This is a genomic window from Streptomyces sp. NPDC039424 (genome assembly GCF_055639495.1).
Map to the genome: position 1 here is coordinate 192650 of NZ_JBVKAI010000012.1, position 15359 is coordinate 208008.

The window sequence follows — 15359 nt, forward strand, 5'->3', positions numbered from 1 at the left end:
CCCGGCGAGGATGCAGGTCGCCCAGGGCTGGCGGTTCGTGATGCCGCGGATCCAGTCGCCCTGGGGCAGGGTGGCGATGCTCATGCGGCTCGCCCCCACGCCGCCGTGCCTGGGCGGCCCGCGCGCCGGCCGTTGATGGAGGGCACGATCGCGTGCTCCTGGGTGGCGAGGTGCGCGCGACCGGAGTGCTTGCCGTCGTAGAGCGCGGCGTCGGCGACCCGCTGCAGCACGTTCAGGTCCCGGGTGCTGATCGCGTCCGGGGTCGCTGCGCCGACCGACGCGGCGACGTCGACGGTGCGGCCGTCGTCCAGGGTGACTGGGGTGTGCAGCATGCGGAGCAGCTGCTCGAAGCGGCGGCCGCGGGCATCGGCGCGCAGCTCCAGGACGACGGCGAACTCGTCTCCCCCGAGGCGGCCGGCCACGCCGTGCGGGCCCACCCACGCGGTGATCCGGGCGCCGGTTGCGGCGAGGACGGCGTCCCCGGCGGGGTGCCCGAACGTGTCGTTGATGGCCTTGAAGTGGTCGAGGTCGACCAGGACCACAGCCGCGCGGTCGCCGTGGCGGGCGAGGATCCGGCGGGCCCGGGCCGTGTAGGCGTCGCGGCGCAGGAGACCGGTCAGCGGGTCTTTGCGGGCTGCGGCGAGCCTGCGGTGCAGCGTGTAGACGTGGACGGTCCAGCCGGTCAACGGCACGGCGGCGGTGGTCAGTAGCAGGGTGCGCTGTCCTATCCGGGCATGCGCGGGTAAGGCGGAGGCCATACTGGGGTTTCCCTCTCGTCTCGTACGGGATGGGTGACCCGGGCAGGCGACTGGTTTGGACGCCTTGCGCCTGCCCCGGGGCGGATCTACAGGGCGAGGCCGGCGGCCAGCGCGGTCAGGATCAGGTCGATCGCACGCTGCAACAGCACGTACTTCCGTACGGTGATCACGGACAGGATGCGGATGCGGGCGGCGCGGGTGTCGCCGCTCATGCTGGCAAGGACCGCGTCGTCGTCCATCAGGCGTGCCCAGTACGGGAACGACGCGCGGTCGGCTCCGCTGAGGTGGGGCCGGACAACCAGTAGTAGCAGCACGGCCGCCACGGCCAGGGCGAGGAGGGCGGCCGCGCCGAACACCATCGTCAGGAACGGCAGATGGTCGTCGACGGTGGAGCCGAATCCGGCGAGGACGGCCCCGACGAACGCCAGTAACAGGCTGGACTTGCTGTCGGTTCGGGTGATCTTCCCGTCGGTGTCACGGACGGCGTCGTCCAGGGCCTGGTCCAGGGTGTACGACGTCGGGGTCCCGGTGTCGGGCAGGGTCGTCATGGGCGGGGTGTCCTTTCAGGTCAGGCGGCCAGGCGGTGCGCGGCCGCGGGCAGGGTGTAGGTGGTCGGGTCGGCGGGCGTGCCGTCGTAGCACTCCAGGCACATGCCGAGCGTCCGGAGCGGAAGGCAGTGGTGATAGCGCCGGCCACAGGGGCCGGGGCACGTCTGGCGGGCCGCCATCGCCCGGTCCAGCGCCCACTCCTGCGCGAGCGTCGCCGTCCTCTTGGGCACGGCCAGGTCGACGCTGAACAGCCAGGCCCGGGTCGGGTGAACGCAGGCCCATTGCGGCCGGTACGAGCACCACTTACAGCGCAGGACGGCAACCGGGTCGTGCCCGCCGGGGCTGAGACCGAGGTCCCGAAGCTGGCGCCGGGTGACGAGACCCTCCGGGACAGCGCTCCGGTCGTGCTCGGAAACCAGCGGGTTCGAGGGATCTGGACGGTGCTCCGGCGAGAACCCGCTGGTGGTGTGGTGGTCCTGGGAGGGAGTACCGCGCGGGTTCGCCTTCGCCGTCTGGGACAAGATGGGGCCTCCGATCTTGAGGGGGCGTTGGGATGGGTTACGACCTGCAAGCAGTGATCGCCGAAGGGGAGGCGCTGCGGGGTGTGGCGCGGGCCCTGCCTGCCGCTCGGCTGGCGTCGATCGGACAGGGCCTGTCGCTGATGCCGATGACGGACGCCCTGTTCGATTCCGTCGCAGACGGCAGCGGCGTAGGCGCGTTGGGGTTCTGGCGGTTGCCAGGAGGGTTCGAGAAGGCCCTCGCTGCCTGGTCAGCCGGTGGGCCGGTGGCCTACGTGGAAGCTGAGTACTTCGGCGGCGTGGGCGAGCAGCGGGCTGCCGTGTGGGATGGCGGCACCATCGTGCTGGGCCCGCTCCATGTGGGGGAGGGCCAGCCCTTCCCGCGAGCTGGCAGTCCGATCTCTCAATCGCTGCGGCAGTTGGGCGTAGTGGCAAGCGCCGGCGAGGACGAGTTCTCAGCTGTGGGGTTGGACCGGCATCGACACGGCGAGGCGTGGATTGACTGACGTGCGACTTCCGGATTCGCGCGCTCACGGGCAAGTTCCCGGCTCAGCTGGCGGAATCTGCCCGTGAGTGCGAGAACCTCGTGCGCTCGCTGATTCGCCCGGTGCAGGGTGCTCACCTGCGTACTTGCACGGATGCGACCGCGGTACGTCTCGAGGAACCCGCGTGAACTCCAGTTGGGAGGCGGGTCGCCTCACGCGGTATCCGCTGCCTAGTTTCGCGGCGGCGGCGCTTCCTGACGCGGGGCATCACCGCGTCCAGGCGAGGGGCAGCCGCACTGGGCGTGCGGGGTAGCGGGTGCCGGGGCGCGGCGGGCGGGGCCGGCCGATCCGGCGGCGCGGGCGCGGGGTGAGCACGAGGTGTCCTCCAGACGTCGGGGGCGCAGCAAGGGTGTGCGCCCTGCCGTCGCGGGTGCGATGGCAGGGCGCGGGGCAGTGGCCTGTGGCCGGGCTGCCTGGCCCGCATCCGGCCGCGTGGGTTCGGGTGCGAGGCAGGAGGTCCGGAGGCGGGCTTAGAGGCCGTGGGCGTCGGCGAGGCGGGCGGCCTGGTCGACCATGCGGATCGGGGCCCGGCCTGTGCCGTGTGCGTCGTTGAAGGACGGCACAGAGTCGACGTCACCGAACTCTCTGCGGATCGTGTCCAGGAGCACGGCGGCCGCGTCGGCTTCCAGGCCGCGGTCGCCGCGGGCCTCGATCCGGATGGCTCCGAGCATGCAGCGCGCGCCGTCTTCGTCGACCAGGGCGTCCTTGCACCAGCCGCCGGTGATCAGGCGGTGGTGGGCGCGCTTCAGGAGCGCTGCGACCGGCGTCGGGTACAGGTCCGGCAGCGGCTGGGGCTCGATGCTGACGGGAGCGACGGGGGCGGTGACGACGTCGGCTAGGTCGACGGGCTCGGTGGGGATGTGCGCGGTGTTGACCTCGTAGGCGAGGGCGGCTTCGTCCAGCCGTACGGTCATCGCCGCGTCGACGAGCGCCAGATGGTCCTCGAGGGACAGCTCCGCCGGCAGTGCGGCGGTCTGGGTGAGGTGCTCTGTGGTGGGGGAGGGGGCGGGGCGGGTCATCGGGGCTCCTACGAGGAACGCCGAAGGGCGCCGCCGGGATGGTTCCGGCGGCGCCCTTCGGCGTTGTGCAGCAGGTGAGTTGGGGCTGGCATGCGGGTAGTCACCGCACCTGCGCCCCGGGCATCCTCGATCCGACAGGCACGGGGAAGGGGATCGGGTGGAGTTCGTCTTCGAGTGCGGATGGTGCGGCGGTGAAAACTTCTTCGTGGGCAAGCAGGTCGGCTTCTGGGTCGACAAGTGGGAGGTGCCCTCGGAGTGGGACTGCCGCTTCTGCGACGGACTCAACTACACGCCCGACCCGCCTTGGACAGAGGCGTAGTCAGAAGCTGGAGATCAGTCCGGCGAGCGAGGCGAGGCCGCTGTTGATGATGGGGGCCAGGCCGGTGGCGGCGAGGGTGAAGCCGAACAGGCTGCAGGCCAGCGCGGAGCCTGCACGGACGTATCCGCCCTTGAGCAGGACGAAGACGATGATGCCCAGCAGCACGGCGGCGGAGATGGAGAGGGCCACGGCGGGTGGTGCTCCTTCGCGGGGGTCGGGTGGGGCCGGCCGTGCTCGGGCGGGCCGGTCCCGGGGATGGGTGGGTGTGGTCAGGCGTCGGTGAGGCTCTTGATGGCCTCCAGCGCCTGGCGGGGAGAGGTGACCTGATCGGAGCGGCGACCGTCGCCCTTGGGGCCGCGCCCGCCTCCGCCCTTGCCGCCGCCTCCGCCGCCGCGCCGGCGGGACCGGCCCTGGCCCTCGTCGTCCTCGTCGGGTTCGGGCCAGAACTCGCCGGGTCGCGCGGGCTCGTTCCAGTCGAACCACAGGCCGCGCTTCTCCAGCTCGCTGATCTCGTAGTCGGTGAGCCGGTTGACCTCGTCGGGGAACAGCTCGGAGAGGTCGGTATCGAAGTCCGCGTACAGCGACCGCATGAGGACGGCGCGACCGTTGTCGAGGACGATGACCGCGACGCCGCCCGTGGAGACGCCGTTCTCCGGGTCGGCCTCGCCCTTGATGGCCCGCTCGATCGCGGAGCCTTCGCTGCGAGAGTAGCGGGCCGGGATGGTCGGCACGTCGTAGGCGTTCTCCATGGTGCCCTCCGCCGCCTTGCGGGTGGCGCCGGGCGAGCCCATGTTGAAGATGACCGGGCGGCTGTTCTGCCGCAGGTTGTCCTTCATCTCGGTGGAGAACCCGTTGTGCGCGAACGGCGACTGGCCCGCCGGGTTGAAGCCGATGCCGTACTTCAGGCCGGTGACCGTGAGGTCCTCGCCGTCCTTCTGGATGAACTCGCCGAAGTCCCCGTCCTGCGCCGCGGTCATGAACTCATCCGCGTACACGTTCAGCTGCCGGTACGGGCAGCGCGAGTCGCCCGGCTTGTAGTCGTGCGGCTGGCCGTCGTGCGGCCAGGGCATCTCTGCCCTGATCTCGCAGAGTGCCTTCGCTGCGCGCAGCTGGCGGGCCATCCACAGGGCGTTGGAGCCCTGCCGGTCGATGTACCGGCCCAGCGTGGTCGTCTTCTCGTCTTTGCGGACGGTGGACAGCCACACCACCTGGCCGTCCAGGGACTGGGCGGCCATGTTGATCGCGAAGTACTGCGTCTTGCCCGACCGGCTGACCCCGAGGGTGAGGCCGTGGGCCGGGGCGTTCTTGTCGTGCTGGTACACCATGGTCTTCACCGGCTGGCCGGTGATGGTGAACCCGCACACGTACATGCCCTTGTCGTCCGGGGTGAGCAGCTCGCGGGTGGCGGGGAAGATCGCGCTGAGCGGCGGGGTGTCGAACGCGCTGATCAGGAACTCGTTGCCGTCGATGAGGACGAACACGCAGGAGTCGTCCTCGGGCAGGTTTAGCGCGCGGCAGACCTTGGCCAGGTCGATGCGCGGAGTGTCGGTGGAGTCGGTCATCTTCGCCCGGTAGAAGGTCACCCCGCGTTCGTCGTCGCGGGTCTTGTGGACCAGCTCGGAGCCGGGGGCGCCGCCCTTGGGTCCGCCGACCCGGTCCGTCCAGCGCTCCTGTGGGGTCGGCTTGGTGCGGCGGCGCTGGTTGGCGTCGGGGGTGATGCGCGCCTCCATCCAGCCGGGCCCGCCCTGACGGCCGGGCTGGATGGCGACCTCAGCCAGGACGACGTCGCCAGAGTGCACGCCGAACGGGGCGGCGACCGCAGCCTCCGACAGGCCGGTGATCGGCCGTCCGGTCTCCGAGGCGCGCAGCAGGATCGTCATGTCGTGCTGCATGCCGGGGTGCCGGGTGGCCTTGACGATGTGCGTGCGGCCGGGCATCCCGGCCTGCTCCCACAGCACCCGCGCGTCGCGGGTGAGCAGGTCGGCTCCGTCGTCCGGCCGTGCCGGGGACGGCTCCGGGGCTTCGGCGGGTGCCGGCTGCGGGGCCGGGGCCGCGACGGCGGGGCGGTGACGGCGGCGGGTGTGCCGGGAGAACGGCATCACCAGGTAGCCGGCCGCCGCCCATCCGGCGGCAAGCAGCCCGTCCAGCCAGTACGGGCCGGAGCCGGTGGTGTGCCCGGCGGCGACGTCGACTGCGGCGGCCAGGACAAGCGGGGACCAGCGCAGGATCTTGCGTCCGGCCCCGGGCTCATCGCTCTTGGCTGCGAGGAACCAGCCGCCGATCCCGGCCGCGCCGGCCAGTTGCACAACCTGGTTGACGGGGCTGTCGGGGCAGAGGTTCGGGGCCACGGCCAGCACAGGCGCGGCGAGGGTGTAGGCGAGGCGTTCGAGCACGACACTGCGCGGCGTGGTCACCGGTGTCACTCCTTGGGGAACGGCCGCGGGCGGCCCCGCGAGGTGTGCGGGGCCGCCCGTGGCGGGGTGGGTTGCGGGGGCTTAGCGGGTGAGGAAGCCCGGCCTGGGGGTGCGCTCGCGGCGGTTGGAGCGGATGTCGTCCAGCGCGCCGTAGAGCTTGGAGTGGGTGTGCTTGGTCTCGTAGGTGAGGTCGGCGGCCTCCCGCGCGGTGTCGTGCAGCTTGCGGACCTGGATGGCGGCGCCGCCCAGGGCGAGCGCCACGTTGTTGGTCAGTTCCACGAACTTCCCGTCGAGTTCGGCGTTGGCGATGTCGCGGGCCACCCCTTCGGTGCGGGTGGCGTTGGCCTGCATGCTGCGCCGCAGGGACTCGAGTTCGAGGGCGGCGTCGTCCATGGCCTTGCCGAGCTTGTCCAGCTTGGCCTGGACGGCCTTGTAGCGGTTGTCGCCGTCGGCCGGCGCGGGCGCGCCGCCGCTGGTGCTGGGGGCAAGGTCGCTCATCGGCGAGGTCCTTCCGGCTTCTAGTCGTGGTGGGCGGCGGCCGACGCGTACGTGAGGCCCGCGTCTTCCTTGGCGGCCATGTCCTGGCCGTAGACGCGGGCGACCATGGCGGCCGCGAGCTTGGCGGCCTCGTAGGCGATCGCGCACTCCTGGGCGCAGCGTTCGGCCTGGAGTTTCATGCGGGCCGCGGCGTCGGCGAGGTCCGCGACCATGTCGGTGACGGTCGTGGTGACGTTGTGGTCGCCGACCAGGTCGGCGGCCATGTCCCGCAGGGCGTCGGCGACCTTGCCGAGCGCTTCGGCGAGGGCTTCGGCCCGCTCCTGGTCCAGGCCGGCCTGAATGGCGATGCGTGCCATCTCCATCAGGTACTCGTCGAACGTGATGTCCGTGCGGTGCTGAGTGGCCAGGCCGCTCTGCCCGGACGGCCTGCTGACCTCCGCGCTGCTCACGCTGCTCCCTTCGGTGCTGGTGGGTCGGCTGCTGGTGGGCGGGCGGCCGGCGACAGGCCGCTCGGTCTCGCCGGGTGCGTCGGTCGTGTCCGGACGGCTGGTGCCGGGGCGCTTGACGACCCCCCGCCTGGCGCGCGGTTGCCTGGGTGCGCGGGGCAGGCCGGCGCGGCGGGCGGCATGCCAGCCGAACGGGTCGCTCTCGTCGTCGACGATCACTGCGTCCGGGATGTCCTTGCTGGTGTCCGACTGCGGGGTGGGACGGTGCGGGCGGCCGTCGGGCCACTCCACCGTCGGGACGGATTCATCCGGCTCGAACAGGCTCTCCCACGGCTCCCGGCGTCGCTTACCGCGGCGGGTGCGCCGGCGCCGGAACCGGCGCCGCTTCGTCGAGCCGTCAGACGGCCCGTCACCGGCCTTGGATGCCTTGCCCGGCTCGTCCGCCGGGGCGTCCTTTGCGTCGCTGGGGGCCTCGTCAGTGCCGTCCTTGGCGGTCTTCTCGCCCTTGCCGTCGGTGCCCTTGTCCTTGGCGTCCTTGTCCTTGGTCAGGGTCACCTTCTCCGCGCCGGCCTTGCCGTCCTTCGCGTCCTTGGCGTCGGCGCGGCGCTTATCGAAGCGGCGCTGGGCTTCCTCCGCGACGGCCTGGCCCAAGGTGGTGCGGCCGGGGTCGGCCGGCGCCGCGGCTTCCCGCTTCGCCTTGCGCGCCGCCTTCCGCTCCTGCCGCTTCGCGCGGCGGTCCTCCCACGCCTGCTGCCGGTTGGCGCGGGCCTGGTCACGGTCCTTGGACCGGTCGGCGATGCCAGCGGCGTGCTCGGCGCTGCGCCTCGCCTGCCGGGCGGTCTGCCGGGCCCCGGCGCGCTCCTGGCGGCCGCGGGCCCGCTCGGCACGGGCGCTGGAGGCAGGGCCGTGTTGGCCCCGGCCGCCGTCGCCCTTCGAGCTGCCAGAGCCCGTCTGGGAGCCTTTCGAGCCCCCGGACGGCCCGTTACGCCCGGAGCCGCTTGCACGGCCGCCAGAGGACCGGTCATAGCCCTTCCCGCCGCCCCCGGTCGACCCGGACCCCGAACGCCCGACGCTCCCACCGGAGTTGGAGCCCCGCGACCCGGGCCCCTTGGAGCCGGGACCCGAGTTGTTGCGGGAAGGACCGCCGCCGCTGCCGCCCCCGCCGCGCGAGGACCCGCCGCCGGCCTTCGAGCGGCCCTTGTCCGTGCCCAGGCCTGAGCTGGACGACTTCATGCGGTCGGCGTCGGACTTTCCACGCGCCGCCGCTTTGTCGCCCTTCGCTTTCATCATCGTGGCGTGGAGCTTTCCGTTCTGCTCCATCATCGCGACTTCCTGCGCGGTCCGGCCCTCCAGCAGCGCGGCCTTCCGCGCTATTTCAGCCTCACGGAAAGGCGCTTCGCTTTCATGATTAGCCCGCGCCCTTTCCAGCCGGAATTCGAGCCAGTCACCGAGACGGTCAGCGAGAGAACGAGGCTGGACGTATTCACCTTCCTCGTATCCTCCGTCCTCTTCTTCGGTTTCCGGTGCCGTAATTCCGTCCGAGTGCAGTGCCGTCGCCGGGTCCGGAGCAGCCGGAATCGGCGGCAGTTCCATCGTGGTCTCTTTCGGCGACTCCGGCGGCGCGGGGGAAATGTCCTCCGGCTCCGGAATGGTGTCGGCGTAGTCCGGGATCGGCGGTGGCACGTACGAGGAATCACCGCTCCAGGGGCCGCGGACCAAGGTCCCGCTGCCGTCCTCGTCGGACACGGTGCGCCTCCCTCCTGGGACTTGACAGAGCGTGAGGACTTGTGTGCACGCGTGTGCACGTGCACGTGTGCACGCTTTACGCGCGCGAGGCCCCGCCGCAGCCCGGCGGGGCCTTCGCTGGTGACGTTCAGTGACGCGGGGGGTGCTTCGCCACGACCTGCTCCGCGTACTGCAGGAGGTCGTTCCAGATCCGTCCGTTTCCCTGCGCTCGCTGGTCCATCGCCGTGATGAACAGGCGGCAGATCAGCGCGAATCCCGCGTAGACGTCGCCGCGACCGGCTTTGACGTCCTTGGCGATTCGGGATCGTGCCAGGCGGAGCCAGAATTCCATCTGCCCCGCCTCGCCGCGAGATTCGCGGGCTTTGTCCGCCTCTTCCTTCAGCCAGTTCCTGCGCCGTTCGATGGAGCGTTCAGCGCTGCTGAGGGGGCGGTTCACGCCGACTCCCTGTTACCCAGGTCGTAAATCGACGTGGGACTACCATAGCCGGGATTCTGACTCTGCGCACCCCGCTGCTGGGGCTTTCCCGGGGCGGCCTGGAGCTGCGGATTCTTCTTCCGCCGCTTCTCCAGTTCCTTTTCTTTTCGCTTCTGCGGGAGTTCCTTCACCTCGTCGGTGAAGGCGTTGCGCTTGTAAGCGGTCTTTTCCAGCCCTTCGGTCAGGCCGTTGACGTGCTTGAGCACGTCCTTGAGGGCCTTTTCGACGGGCAGGGCGCGCAGCCGGGCGTGGTACCAGCGGTCGCCGTCCACGTGCGTGCCCCGGCAGTGCACGCGGGTCTCGATGGCGAGGGTCTCCAGGTTCTTGCCGATGTCCAGCAGGACCCGCTGGATGTCGGCCAGGTACCGGGCAGTTGCCTCGGGGCTCTGCGCAACGTCGCGCAGAGGTGCGTGATTCGGGTCGTTGCTGGTCACGGTGAGATTTCCTCCTGGTGTACTCGGTGTGCTGTCGACTGGCTTCCGGCAGTCGCGGTGAGGGCCAGCCCAATTTGGGTGGGCTGGCCCTCACCGGTGTATGCCGGACAGGTGGCTCAGGAGCGGTAACCGTCGGCGAGCAACGCGACGGCCTCCTGGCGGTACTCAGAGGCGGTGCCGGGGGAGGTGACCGCCAGCTCGCGCTGGATGTCGGCGAGCAGCAGACGGTCGGCGTCACCGCCGGCCGCAAGGATCATCCGGGCGACCCTTCGCACCGCGCGCTCACGCGGCTTGAGCTTCGCGGCGTCCTCGGCTTCGACCGCACGCCGCTCGATTTCGGCAGCAGCCCGCCGCGTTTCGGCAGCAGCCCGCTCGGCTTCGGCGGCCTCCTTCTTGGCACGCGCGGCATCGGCGAGAGCCACCTCCTGGAGGCGCTCCTCCTCAGCCTTCTTGCGGTTGGCTTCGGCGGCGGCCCGCTGCGTTTCGGCGGTGGCCTTCTCTGTTTCAGCAGTACGCCGGTTCGCTTCGGCAGCGGCCTTGCGGGCTTCGGCGATGGTCTGGGTCTCGATCGCGTGTGCCTCCGCCGCGGCTACCCGGTCGGCCTCCGCCGTGAGCTTCCGCTTCTCGGCTGCCTGGCGCTCCAGCTCCGCCGCCTGGAGGTCCGCGGCGGCCTTGGCCTCGCGCTCGTCGGCCTCCTTGCGCTCCGCCTCAGCCTGGCGGGCGCGGGCTTCGGCGATGACGGCCGTCTCCAGCGCCGCCTCCTCGAGCGCAGCGGCCCGCTCTGCGGCGCTGACCTGGGCTCGGGCGTGGGCTCGGGCCTGGCCGGTCTGGCCGTCGACCTCCGCACGGACTGCCTCCACCTTGCCCTTGGCGCGCAGGCGCTCGGCTTCGGACGCGGCCTTGGCGACCTCGCTGCGTGTCTCCGCGTCCAGGCGCCGCCGCTCGGCTTCCTCCTCACGCTCCTGGGCTGCCTGTTCCTGCTCATCGGGCATGGCCAGGGCCTGGTCAACGGTGTAGCCGTAGGGGGCCATCTTCATCGGCAGCAGCTCGTCTTCGCTGGCCTGGGAGATGTCGCCCTTGTACTTGCGTTTGAGCCACTGCTCGTAGGCGATGAGCTGCTGGTCGCGGCGGATCATCTCCGGGTAGGAGGTGACGCCCCACAGCCGCATCCGGCGGAAGATCCGGGCTGTCGCGACCGGGGCAAGGATCCACCGCAGCCACGGGATCGAGTCGCGTTCTTCCTGCTCAGGCCGGACAACGCGGTCGATCGCGGTGCGCCCAAGTTCGACGACCGTGATGAAGAGGACCGGAACGACGCCGTGGGCGCCGGCGGCGACGTAGTCGAGCAGCTTCCAGGCCCCTTCCGGGGCGCCGGAGGCGGCGTTGAGGACGACGGTGGCGGCCGTCAGCAGCCACACCGGGTAGCGGATCCAGCTGATGGGGCGCTTGAGCCAGGCCATCAGCAGGTCGACCGCGATCATCACCATGATGCCGACGTCGACGCCCACCGCGAACAATTCGCCCTTGCCCAGCGAGCCGAAGCGGAGCTCGGTGAAGGCGAAGTCCGCGACGTGCTCGAAGGACAGGTACAGGCCGATGCCCGCGAGAGCGAGCGCGGCGATGACGATCGCTGCCGCCGTCCACTTCTGGGTGCCGGTCAGCTTCGCCGGGGAGGCATCTGTTCCGGTTCCGCTTTCCGTCTCCGAAACGGACTCCGGCGCATCCGAAACAGTGCCGGGCGTCCGCGAAACCGGCTGAGGCGTTCCCGAAACGACGGCCGGTGACGCCGTCTCGGGGTCGGGGCCAGCCGCGGTTCGCGGCCAGTCGGTCAACGTCATGGGGGCCTCCGGAAGGCATCGTTCAGGGCGTGCGCGAAACGGCGGGGACCGCTCCCGAAACGCAGGCGACTGCTGCCGAAACGGCGGTCGGCGTCGTCGAAGCGGCCGGGTAGCAGCGGCACGGGGCGTACGGGGTCGTGGTCAGTGCGGTCACGCGGGGATCAGGGCGGCGACAGCCGGGGTGGCCCGGTGCGGGGCGACGGTGCGCCCGTCGGGCAGCAGATCGCCGGTGTCGTCGAAGACCAGGACGCCGTTGCATAACAGGCTCCAGCCCTGTTCGGGGTGGGCGGCCACGGTGCGGGCCGCTTCCCGGTCGGCGCTGGTCGCTGCGGGGCAGCGGGGGGTGTGGCGGCACAGCGAGGACGGCTGACGGGTGGGGGCAGAGCGCATGGGACTCTCCAGTGATCCAGTCGGTTCTCAAGATTCGGGGGTGCCTCGCCCTCGCCCGTACCGGCAGGGGGCCGGTACGGGCGAGGGAGGCCACCGGCAGAGGTGGCGATGCCGGTGCGGGGCGACGGCTCAGCGGCAGGCGTCGCAGACGCCGCCATCCCAGTCAGGGAAGGTGCCGCCGCAAGACGAGCACTGACCGCTGTTCTTCGCGGTCGGCTCCAAGGCCGCGTCGGCCGCCGCGAGGCGGGCGCGCATCTCCGCGACGGTGCGCGGCGCGCGCCGGTGCGCGGGGATCGCGGCGTCCTGGCGGCGGACGACATCGAGGAGGTGGGCGCCCAAGCGCCGGTTGGCATCCGGGCCTGCCGGGGCGGGCCGGGGGCGTGGCATGCTGTCGATCACAGGGCCTCCTATTCAGGTCCTGTACTGGCGGCCTCGGAAGGTCAGAGCTCCGGGGCCGCCGCCCTTTGGCTGGCCGGACGGCCAGCCACGGCTCCGTCTCCCGCCCCGTGATGCTCTGGTGGGGTGGGAGACGGACCGTGGCGGATCGTCAGGCTGCCGGGGCGTAGGCCGGCCTGCCCTCGCGGATCAGGTAGTCGGCATCGGTCCACACCGAGCCGACCGCGAACGGGATCCCTTCGGGGCGCAGGGTGTCGCGGACGATGACCGCCCACCGGGCGCTGTCGCGGCGCAGCAGCTGCGCGGCCTCGCGCGGGTCGGTGACCAGCGCCAGGACCTCGAAACGGCCGTCCACGTTCTGGTAGATCGTGCCGGGACGGCGGGGCCTGACCTCGTCGTCGACGGTGCGGGGCAGGGTGACGATGGCGGGGGCGATCATGCTGCGGCTCCGATCAGGCGGGCGAGGTGAGCGATGGCGCGGGCGTCGGTGTAGTCGGTGGCCTCCTCGCGCCGGACGGGCGCCAGCCGGTAATGGTCAACCGCCCGGCGGCGGACCCGCATTACGAGGAAACCGGCCGGGCAGCGCAGTTCGTTGCCGCGCAGCAGGTGCTGCCAGGTGTCGAGCCACACCTCCTGGGCGATGTCGTCGGCCAGGTCCTGGTCGGCAGGGCGCAGCGCGCGGGCCGCGGCTGCCGTGACCATCGGCGCGTGCTCGCGGTACAGGCTGTCGAGCAGCTCGCGGACGGCGGTGTCGTCGTGCCGCGCGGTCTGCTGCGGGTGGGGCCGGCCACCGCCGGGCTGGGGCTGGCGGCCGTCACGCTCGTGGGGCTTCGGCCGTAACGGCAACTTGGGCTTCGCGTCCATGGCGGGCGCTGTCATGCTGGGCATCAGTGGGTCGTCCTCTCCAGAAGGTTGACCTGCGAAAGGACCCCCAGGGCGGCAACCCTGGGGGTCCATCGCGTGAGTGCGTCCTGCGCACTCCGCTGACCACCGGCCCGCAGTGAGGCGGGACGGTCGACGGCGGGCAGCGCAGGCTGCTGGAGTTGTCAGGCCTGAGCAACCGCGGCCCTGACCTTCCCGATCGCTCCGGGTGGCCGGGGCCGCGGGTGGTGTTCGGGTGTTCAGCGCGTCGGGCGCTGAGGATGGAGCGGGGTGAGGGGAACAGCGGGGCTATCCGTCGGCGCATCACCGGCGGGCCGCTGCGCGCGCCGGGTGTCGGTGGCACGTACCGCCGGGGCCGTCGACGCCCATGTGAGTTCCCGTACGAGCCAGGGAGCCCGGCCGTCTCGCCCGGCTTTCTGGATCGGTGTCGCCATGTGGGTGAGCGCAGGGGCGGGCGCGGGGAGCGGCTTGTGGTGCTGGCGGGCGGAGCGGCGGCCGGTCGCCGTGCTGTCGGCGGCCAGCATTGCCTCGCCCCACTGGTCGACGTTGTCGACGACGACTAACTGGTTGCTGCCCGGGCAGCTCTCGTGCTTCTGCCCCTCGGCGACCTGGTCGCTGTGGCAGTGCTCGCGGATCTTGAGTGTCGTGTCGCCCATCAGCCGCCGCCAAGTGCGGCAGTCGGGGCACACGATGGAGCGGATCTCGTCCTCGCGGAGGTTGATGTCCTGAGGGGCAATCATGCTGAGGAGCAGCGGGGCGCGGCCGTTGGTGCGTTTGGTACGGACGCGGCCGGGACGCTTGCGGGCTGCCATCTGACGGTCTCCTTCTCACAGGCGGGGTGCTGCTCTCTCTGCCGCGCCAGGCCGGCCTAGGCCGGGTGGTCCTGACGGACAGACAGCGCAACAACGCTGTTCAGGGGTGATGCAGGTGGAGCTATTCGGTACAGGTGCCGTCGACCAGGGGAGCGAGGCTCACCACACTTGCCGCCGTCCACGAAGGGCGGTGACTCCTGCTGTTTCACTGCGGTACTCACAACCTCGTTAACGAGGTACGCTCCTAGTAGAGCGAGACCTCGTTAGTGATGTCAAGTACTGCGCTAACGAGGTACCCCTCGCCGCTCAACCTTCCGGCGGATCAAGGCGCCCCTTCCGGTGCCTCGATAGTCAGCGGCCATAGGATCGCTAACGAGGAAGGGAGAGGCATGACGAGTGAGACGGGCCCGCAGCGGCCGAAGTACCAGCGGATCGCCGACGACCTGAAAGCGGCGATCGAGTCGGGCCAGTACGGCCCTGGCGATCGCCTGCCTGGCGAGTCGGCCCTGGCTGAGCAGTACAGCGTCGCCGTGCTGACTGCACGACAGGCGCTGAAGATTCTGCGGACCGAGGGACTTGTTGAGACGAAGCGAGGGGCTGGCGCCCGCGTCCTTTCGTTCCGTCCGATCCGTCGTCATGGCATTCAGCGGCTGGCGCGCGCGCAGTGGGGTGCAGGCAAGTCCATCTGGTCCGCCGACGAGGAAAGGCCCGTGACGATCGATGTTCGCGTCGACACCACCACGGCGCCGGATCACATCGCGCGCATGCTCGATCTCCACGAGGACCAACCCGTCTGTGCTCGCACGCGGCGCTTCGTTTTGGACGAGCGTCCCGTCATGCTCGCCACTTCGTACCTGCCGTTCCAACTCGTCAACGGCACCGCCATTACCCGCGTCGACACTGGGGAGGGTGGCACCTACGCCCGCCTCGCAGAGATCGGCCACGCACCAGCCCATTTCAGAGAGGAGATCCGCTGCCGCCTTCCCACGGCTGAAGAAGCCGAAGGCCTTGAGATGCCCCTGGAGCGCCCAGTGATCAAGCTCTGTCGTACGGCCTTCGATGCCGACGGTCGTGCAGTCGAGGTGAACGAGATGACGCTCGACAGCGCGGCGTACGTCTTGGACTACGCATTCGACGCCTGAGCGCCCCAACTCACCCACTCCAGTTCCTAACTGACAGCTCGTCTTGTGGGGGCCATCACACCGTCTGCCACTGCCGTGCAACATCACAAAGGCTTGTCGAAGCCCGTACGCAGCTCCATTCACCGGTTTTCAACATCCACGTACACATGGCATTTGCGGGCCTGGCTCTAGGCTCACGG

19 protein-coding genes are annotated in these 15359 nt (G+C 70.9%); 3 read left to right on the forward strand and 16 right to left on the reverse strand.

Annotated features, from left to right (window positions below; all coding sequences use genetic code 11):
- Nucleotides 1-80: 80 nt before the first annotated feature.
- From ACZ7L0_RS27625 to ACZ7L0_RS27635, 3 genes are all read right to left on the reverse strand, one after another.
- Entirely contained in the window at nucleotides 81-758 is a 678-nt protein-coding gene (locus tag ACZ7L0_RS27625; RefSeq protein ID WP_471245265.1) for a GGDEF domain-containing protein, read from the reverse strand.
- A gap of 86 nt (nucleotides 759-844) precedes the next feature.
- The gene (locus tag ACZ7L0_RS27630; RefSeq protein ID WP_471245266.1) at nucleotides 845-1306 is read right to left on the reverse strand and encodes a Pycsar system effector family protein; all 462 of its coding nucleotides are present in this window, start codon (nucleotides 1304-1306) and stop codon (nucleotides 845-847) included.
- 20 nt (nucleotides 1307-1326) lie between these two features.
- On the reverse strand, nucleotides 1327-1725 hold the full coding sequence (locus ACZ7L0_RS27635) for an RRQRL motif-containing zinc-binding protein (protein ID WP_471245339.1): 399 nt from the start codon (nucleotides 1723-1725) through the stop codon (nucleotides 1327-1329).
- Nucleotides 1726-1859: 134 nt separating this feature from the next.
- Between ACZ7L0_RS27635 and ACZ7L0_RS27640 the strand changes: the two genes are divergently transcribed.
- The gene (locus ACZ7L0_RS27640) at nucleotides 1860-2330 is read left to right on the forward strand and encodes a hypothetical protein (protein ID WP_471245267.1); all 471 of its coding nucleotides are present in this window, start codon (nucleotides 1860-1862) and stop codon (nucleotides 2328-2330) included.
- Nucleotides 2331-2839: 509 nt separating this feature from the next.
- Here the strand turns inward: ACZ7L0_RS27640 and ACZ7L0_RS27645 are convergent.
- Nucleotides 2840-3388 (reverse strand): DUF6197 family protein, encoded by a 549-nt coding sequence (locus tag ACZ7L0_RS27645; protein ID WP_471245268.1) that lies wholly within the window; start codon nucleotides 3386-3388, stop codon nucleotides 2840-2842.
- 157 nt (nucleotides 3389-3545) lie between these two features.
- Between ACZ7L0_RS27645 and ACZ7L0_RS27650 the strand changes: the two genes are divergently transcribed.
- The gene (locus ACZ7L0_RS27650) at nucleotides 3546-3707 is read left to right on the forward strand and encodes a hypothetical protein (protein WP_199812944.1); all 162 of its coding nucleotides are present in this window, start codon (nucleotides 3546-3548) and stop codon (nucleotides 3705-3707) included.
- Here ACZ7L0_RS27650 and ACZ7L0_RS27655 read toward each other — a convergent pair whose 3' ends face one another.
- The 12 genes from ACZ7L0_RS27655 to ACZ7L0_RS27710 form a co-directional block, all read right to left on the reverse strand.
- Nucleotides 3708-3896, reverse strand: coding sequence for a hypothetical protein (locus ACZ7L0_RS27655; RefSeq protein ID WP_361455986.1), 189 nt, complete (start codon nucleotides 3894-3896; stop codon nucleotides 3708-3710).
- A gap of 80 nt (nucleotides 3897-3976) precedes the next feature.
- A complete protein-coding gene (locus tag ACZ7L0_RS27660) occupies nucleotides 3977-6121 on the reverse strand; it encodes a chromosome segregation protein ParM (RefSeq protein ID WP_471245269.1) in 2145 nt (714 codons plus the stop codon).
- 81 nt (nucleotides 6122-6202) lie between these two features.
- Nucleotides 6203-6619 (reverse strand): conjugal transfer protein TraB, encoded by a 417-nt coding sequence (locus ACZ7L0_RS27665; protein ID WP_471245270.1) that lies wholly within the window; start codon nucleotides 6617-6619, stop codon nucleotides 6203-6205.
- 20 nt (nucleotides 6620-6639) lie between these two features.
- Entirely contained in the window at nucleotides 6640-8388 is a 1749-nt protein-coding gene (locus tag ACZ7L0_RS27670) for an ATP/GTP-binding protein (protein WP_471245271.1), read from the reverse strand.
- 550 nt (nucleotides 8389-8938) lie between these two features.
- The gene (locus ACZ7L0_RS27675) at nucleotides 8939-9247 is read right to left on the reverse strand and encodes a hypothetical protein (RefSeq protein ID WP_471245272.1); all 309 of its coding nucleotides are present in this window, start codon (nucleotides 9245-9247) and stop codon (nucleotides 8939-8941) included.
- The gene (locus ACZ7L0_RS27680; RefSeq protein WP_471245273.1) at nucleotides 9244-9720 is read right to left on the reverse strand and encodes a hypothetical protein; all 477 of its coding nucleotides are present in this window, start codon (nucleotides 9718-9720) and stop codon (nucleotides 9244-9246) included. Before ACZ7L0_RS27680 ends, ACZ7L0_RS27675 begins: the two co-directional genes overlap by 4 nt.
- A 116-nt stretch (nucleotides 9721-9836) precedes the next feature.
- The gene (locus ACZ7L0_RS27685) at nucleotides 9837-11558 is read right to left on the reverse strand and encodes a DUF2637 domain-containing protein (protein ID WP_471245274.1); all 1722 of its coding nucleotides are present in this window, start codon (nucleotides 11556-11558) and stop codon (nucleotides 9837-9839) included.
- 150 nt (nucleotides 11559-11708) lie between these two features.
- The gene (locus ACZ7L0_RS27690; RefSeq protein WP_471245340.1) at nucleotides 11709-11915 is read right to left on the reverse strand and encodes a DUF5999 family protein; all 207 of its coding nucleotides are present in this window, start codon (nucleotides 11913-11915) and stop codon (nucleotides 11709-11711) included.
- A gap of 162 nt (nucleotides 11916-12077) precedes the next feature.
- Nucleotides 12078-12347, reverse strand: coding sequence for a hypothetical protein (locus ACZ7L0_RS27695; protein ID WP_471245275.1), 270 nt, complete (start codon nucleotides 12345-12347; stop codon nucleotides 12078-12080).
- A 148-nt stretch (nucleotides 12348-12495) separates the two neighbouring features.
- Complete coding sequence (locus ACZ7L0_RS27700; protein WP_471245276.1) at nucleotides 12496-12783, reverse strand: hypothetical protein; 288 nt, start codon at nucleotides 12781-12783, stop codon at nucleotides 12496-12498.
- Nucleotides 12780-13232, reverse strand: a complete 453-nt coding sequence (locus ACZ7L0_RS27705; RefSeq protein WP_471245277.1) for a sigma factor — start codon at nucleotides 13230-13232, stop codon at nucleotides 12780-12782. Before ACZ7L0_RS27705 ends, ACZ7L0_RS27700 begins: the two co-directional genes overlap by 4 nt.
- A gap of 233 nt (nucleotides 13233-13465) precedes the next feature.
- Nucleotides 13466-14038: a hypothetical protein gene (locus ACZ7L0_RS27710; protein ID WP_471245278.1), complete on the reverse strand. Its 573-nt coding sequence runs from the start codon at nucleotides 14036-14038 to the stop codon at nucleotides 13466-13468.
- A gap of 389 nt (nucleotides 14039-14427) precedes the next feature.
- On the opposite strand from ACZ7L0_RS27710, the gene ACZ7L0_RS27715 reads away from it, so the two are divergent.
- The gene (locus ACZ7L0_RS27715) at nucleotides 14428-15180 is read left to right on the forward strand and encodes a GntR family transcriptional regulator (protein ID WP_471245279.1); all 753 of its coding nucleotides are present in this window, start codon (nucleotides 14428-14430) and stop codon (nucleotides 15178-15180) included.
- The last annotated feature ends 179 nt before the right edge of the window (nucleotides 15181-15359 follow it).

Excerpts from the sequence above, each read along its gene's own strand:
- ACZ7L0_RS27625 (WP_471245265.1), bottom strand. The coding sequence starts at position 758 with ATGGCCTCCGCCTTACCCGCGCATGCCCGGATAGGACAGCGCACCCTG.
- ACZ7L0_RS27630 (WP_471245266.1), bottom strand. The coding sequence starts at position 1,306 with ATGACGACCCTGCCCGACACCGGGACCCCGACGTCGTACACCCTGGAC.
- ACZ7L0_RS27640 (WP_471245267.1), top strand. The coding sequence starts at position 1,860 with ATGGGTTACGACCTGCAAGCAGTGATCGCCGAAGGGGAGGCGCTGCGG.
- ACZ7L0_RS27645 (WP_471245268.1), bottom strand. The coding sequence starts at position 3,388 with ATGACCCGCCCCGCCCCCTCCCCCACCACAGAGCACCTCACCCAGACC.
- ACZ7L0_RS27665 (WP_471245270.1), bottom strand. The coding sequence starts at position 6,619 with ATGAGCGACCTTGCCCCCAGCACCAGCGGCGGCGCGCCCGCGCCGGCC.
- ACZ7L0_RS27670 (WP_471245271.1), bottom strand. The coding sequence starts at position 8,388 with ATGATGGAGCAGAACGGAAAGCTCCACGCCACGATGATGAAAGCGAAG.
- ACZ7L0_RS27685 (WP_471245274.1), bottom strand. The coding sequence starts at position 11,558 with ATGACGTTGACCGACTGGCCGCGAACCGCGGCTGGCCCCGACCCCGAG.
- ACZ7L0_RS27700 (WP_471245276.1), bottom strand. The coding sequence starts at position 12,783 with ATGATCGCCCCCGCCATCGTCACCCTGCCCCGCACCGTCGACGACGAG.
- ACZ7L0_RS27705 (WP_471245277.1), bottom strand. The coding sequence starts at position 13,232 with ATGCCCAGCATGACAGCGCCCGCCATGGACGCGAAGCCCAAGTTGCCG.
- ACZ7L0_RS27710 (WP_471245278.1), bottom strand. The coding sequence starts at position 14,038 with ATGGCAGCCCGCAAGCGTCCCGGCCGCGTCCGTACCAAACGCACCAAC.
- ACZ7L0_RS27715 (WP_471245279.1), top strand. The coding sequence starts at position 14,428 with ATGACGAGTGAGACGGGCCCGCAGCGGCCGAAGTACCAGCGGATCGCC.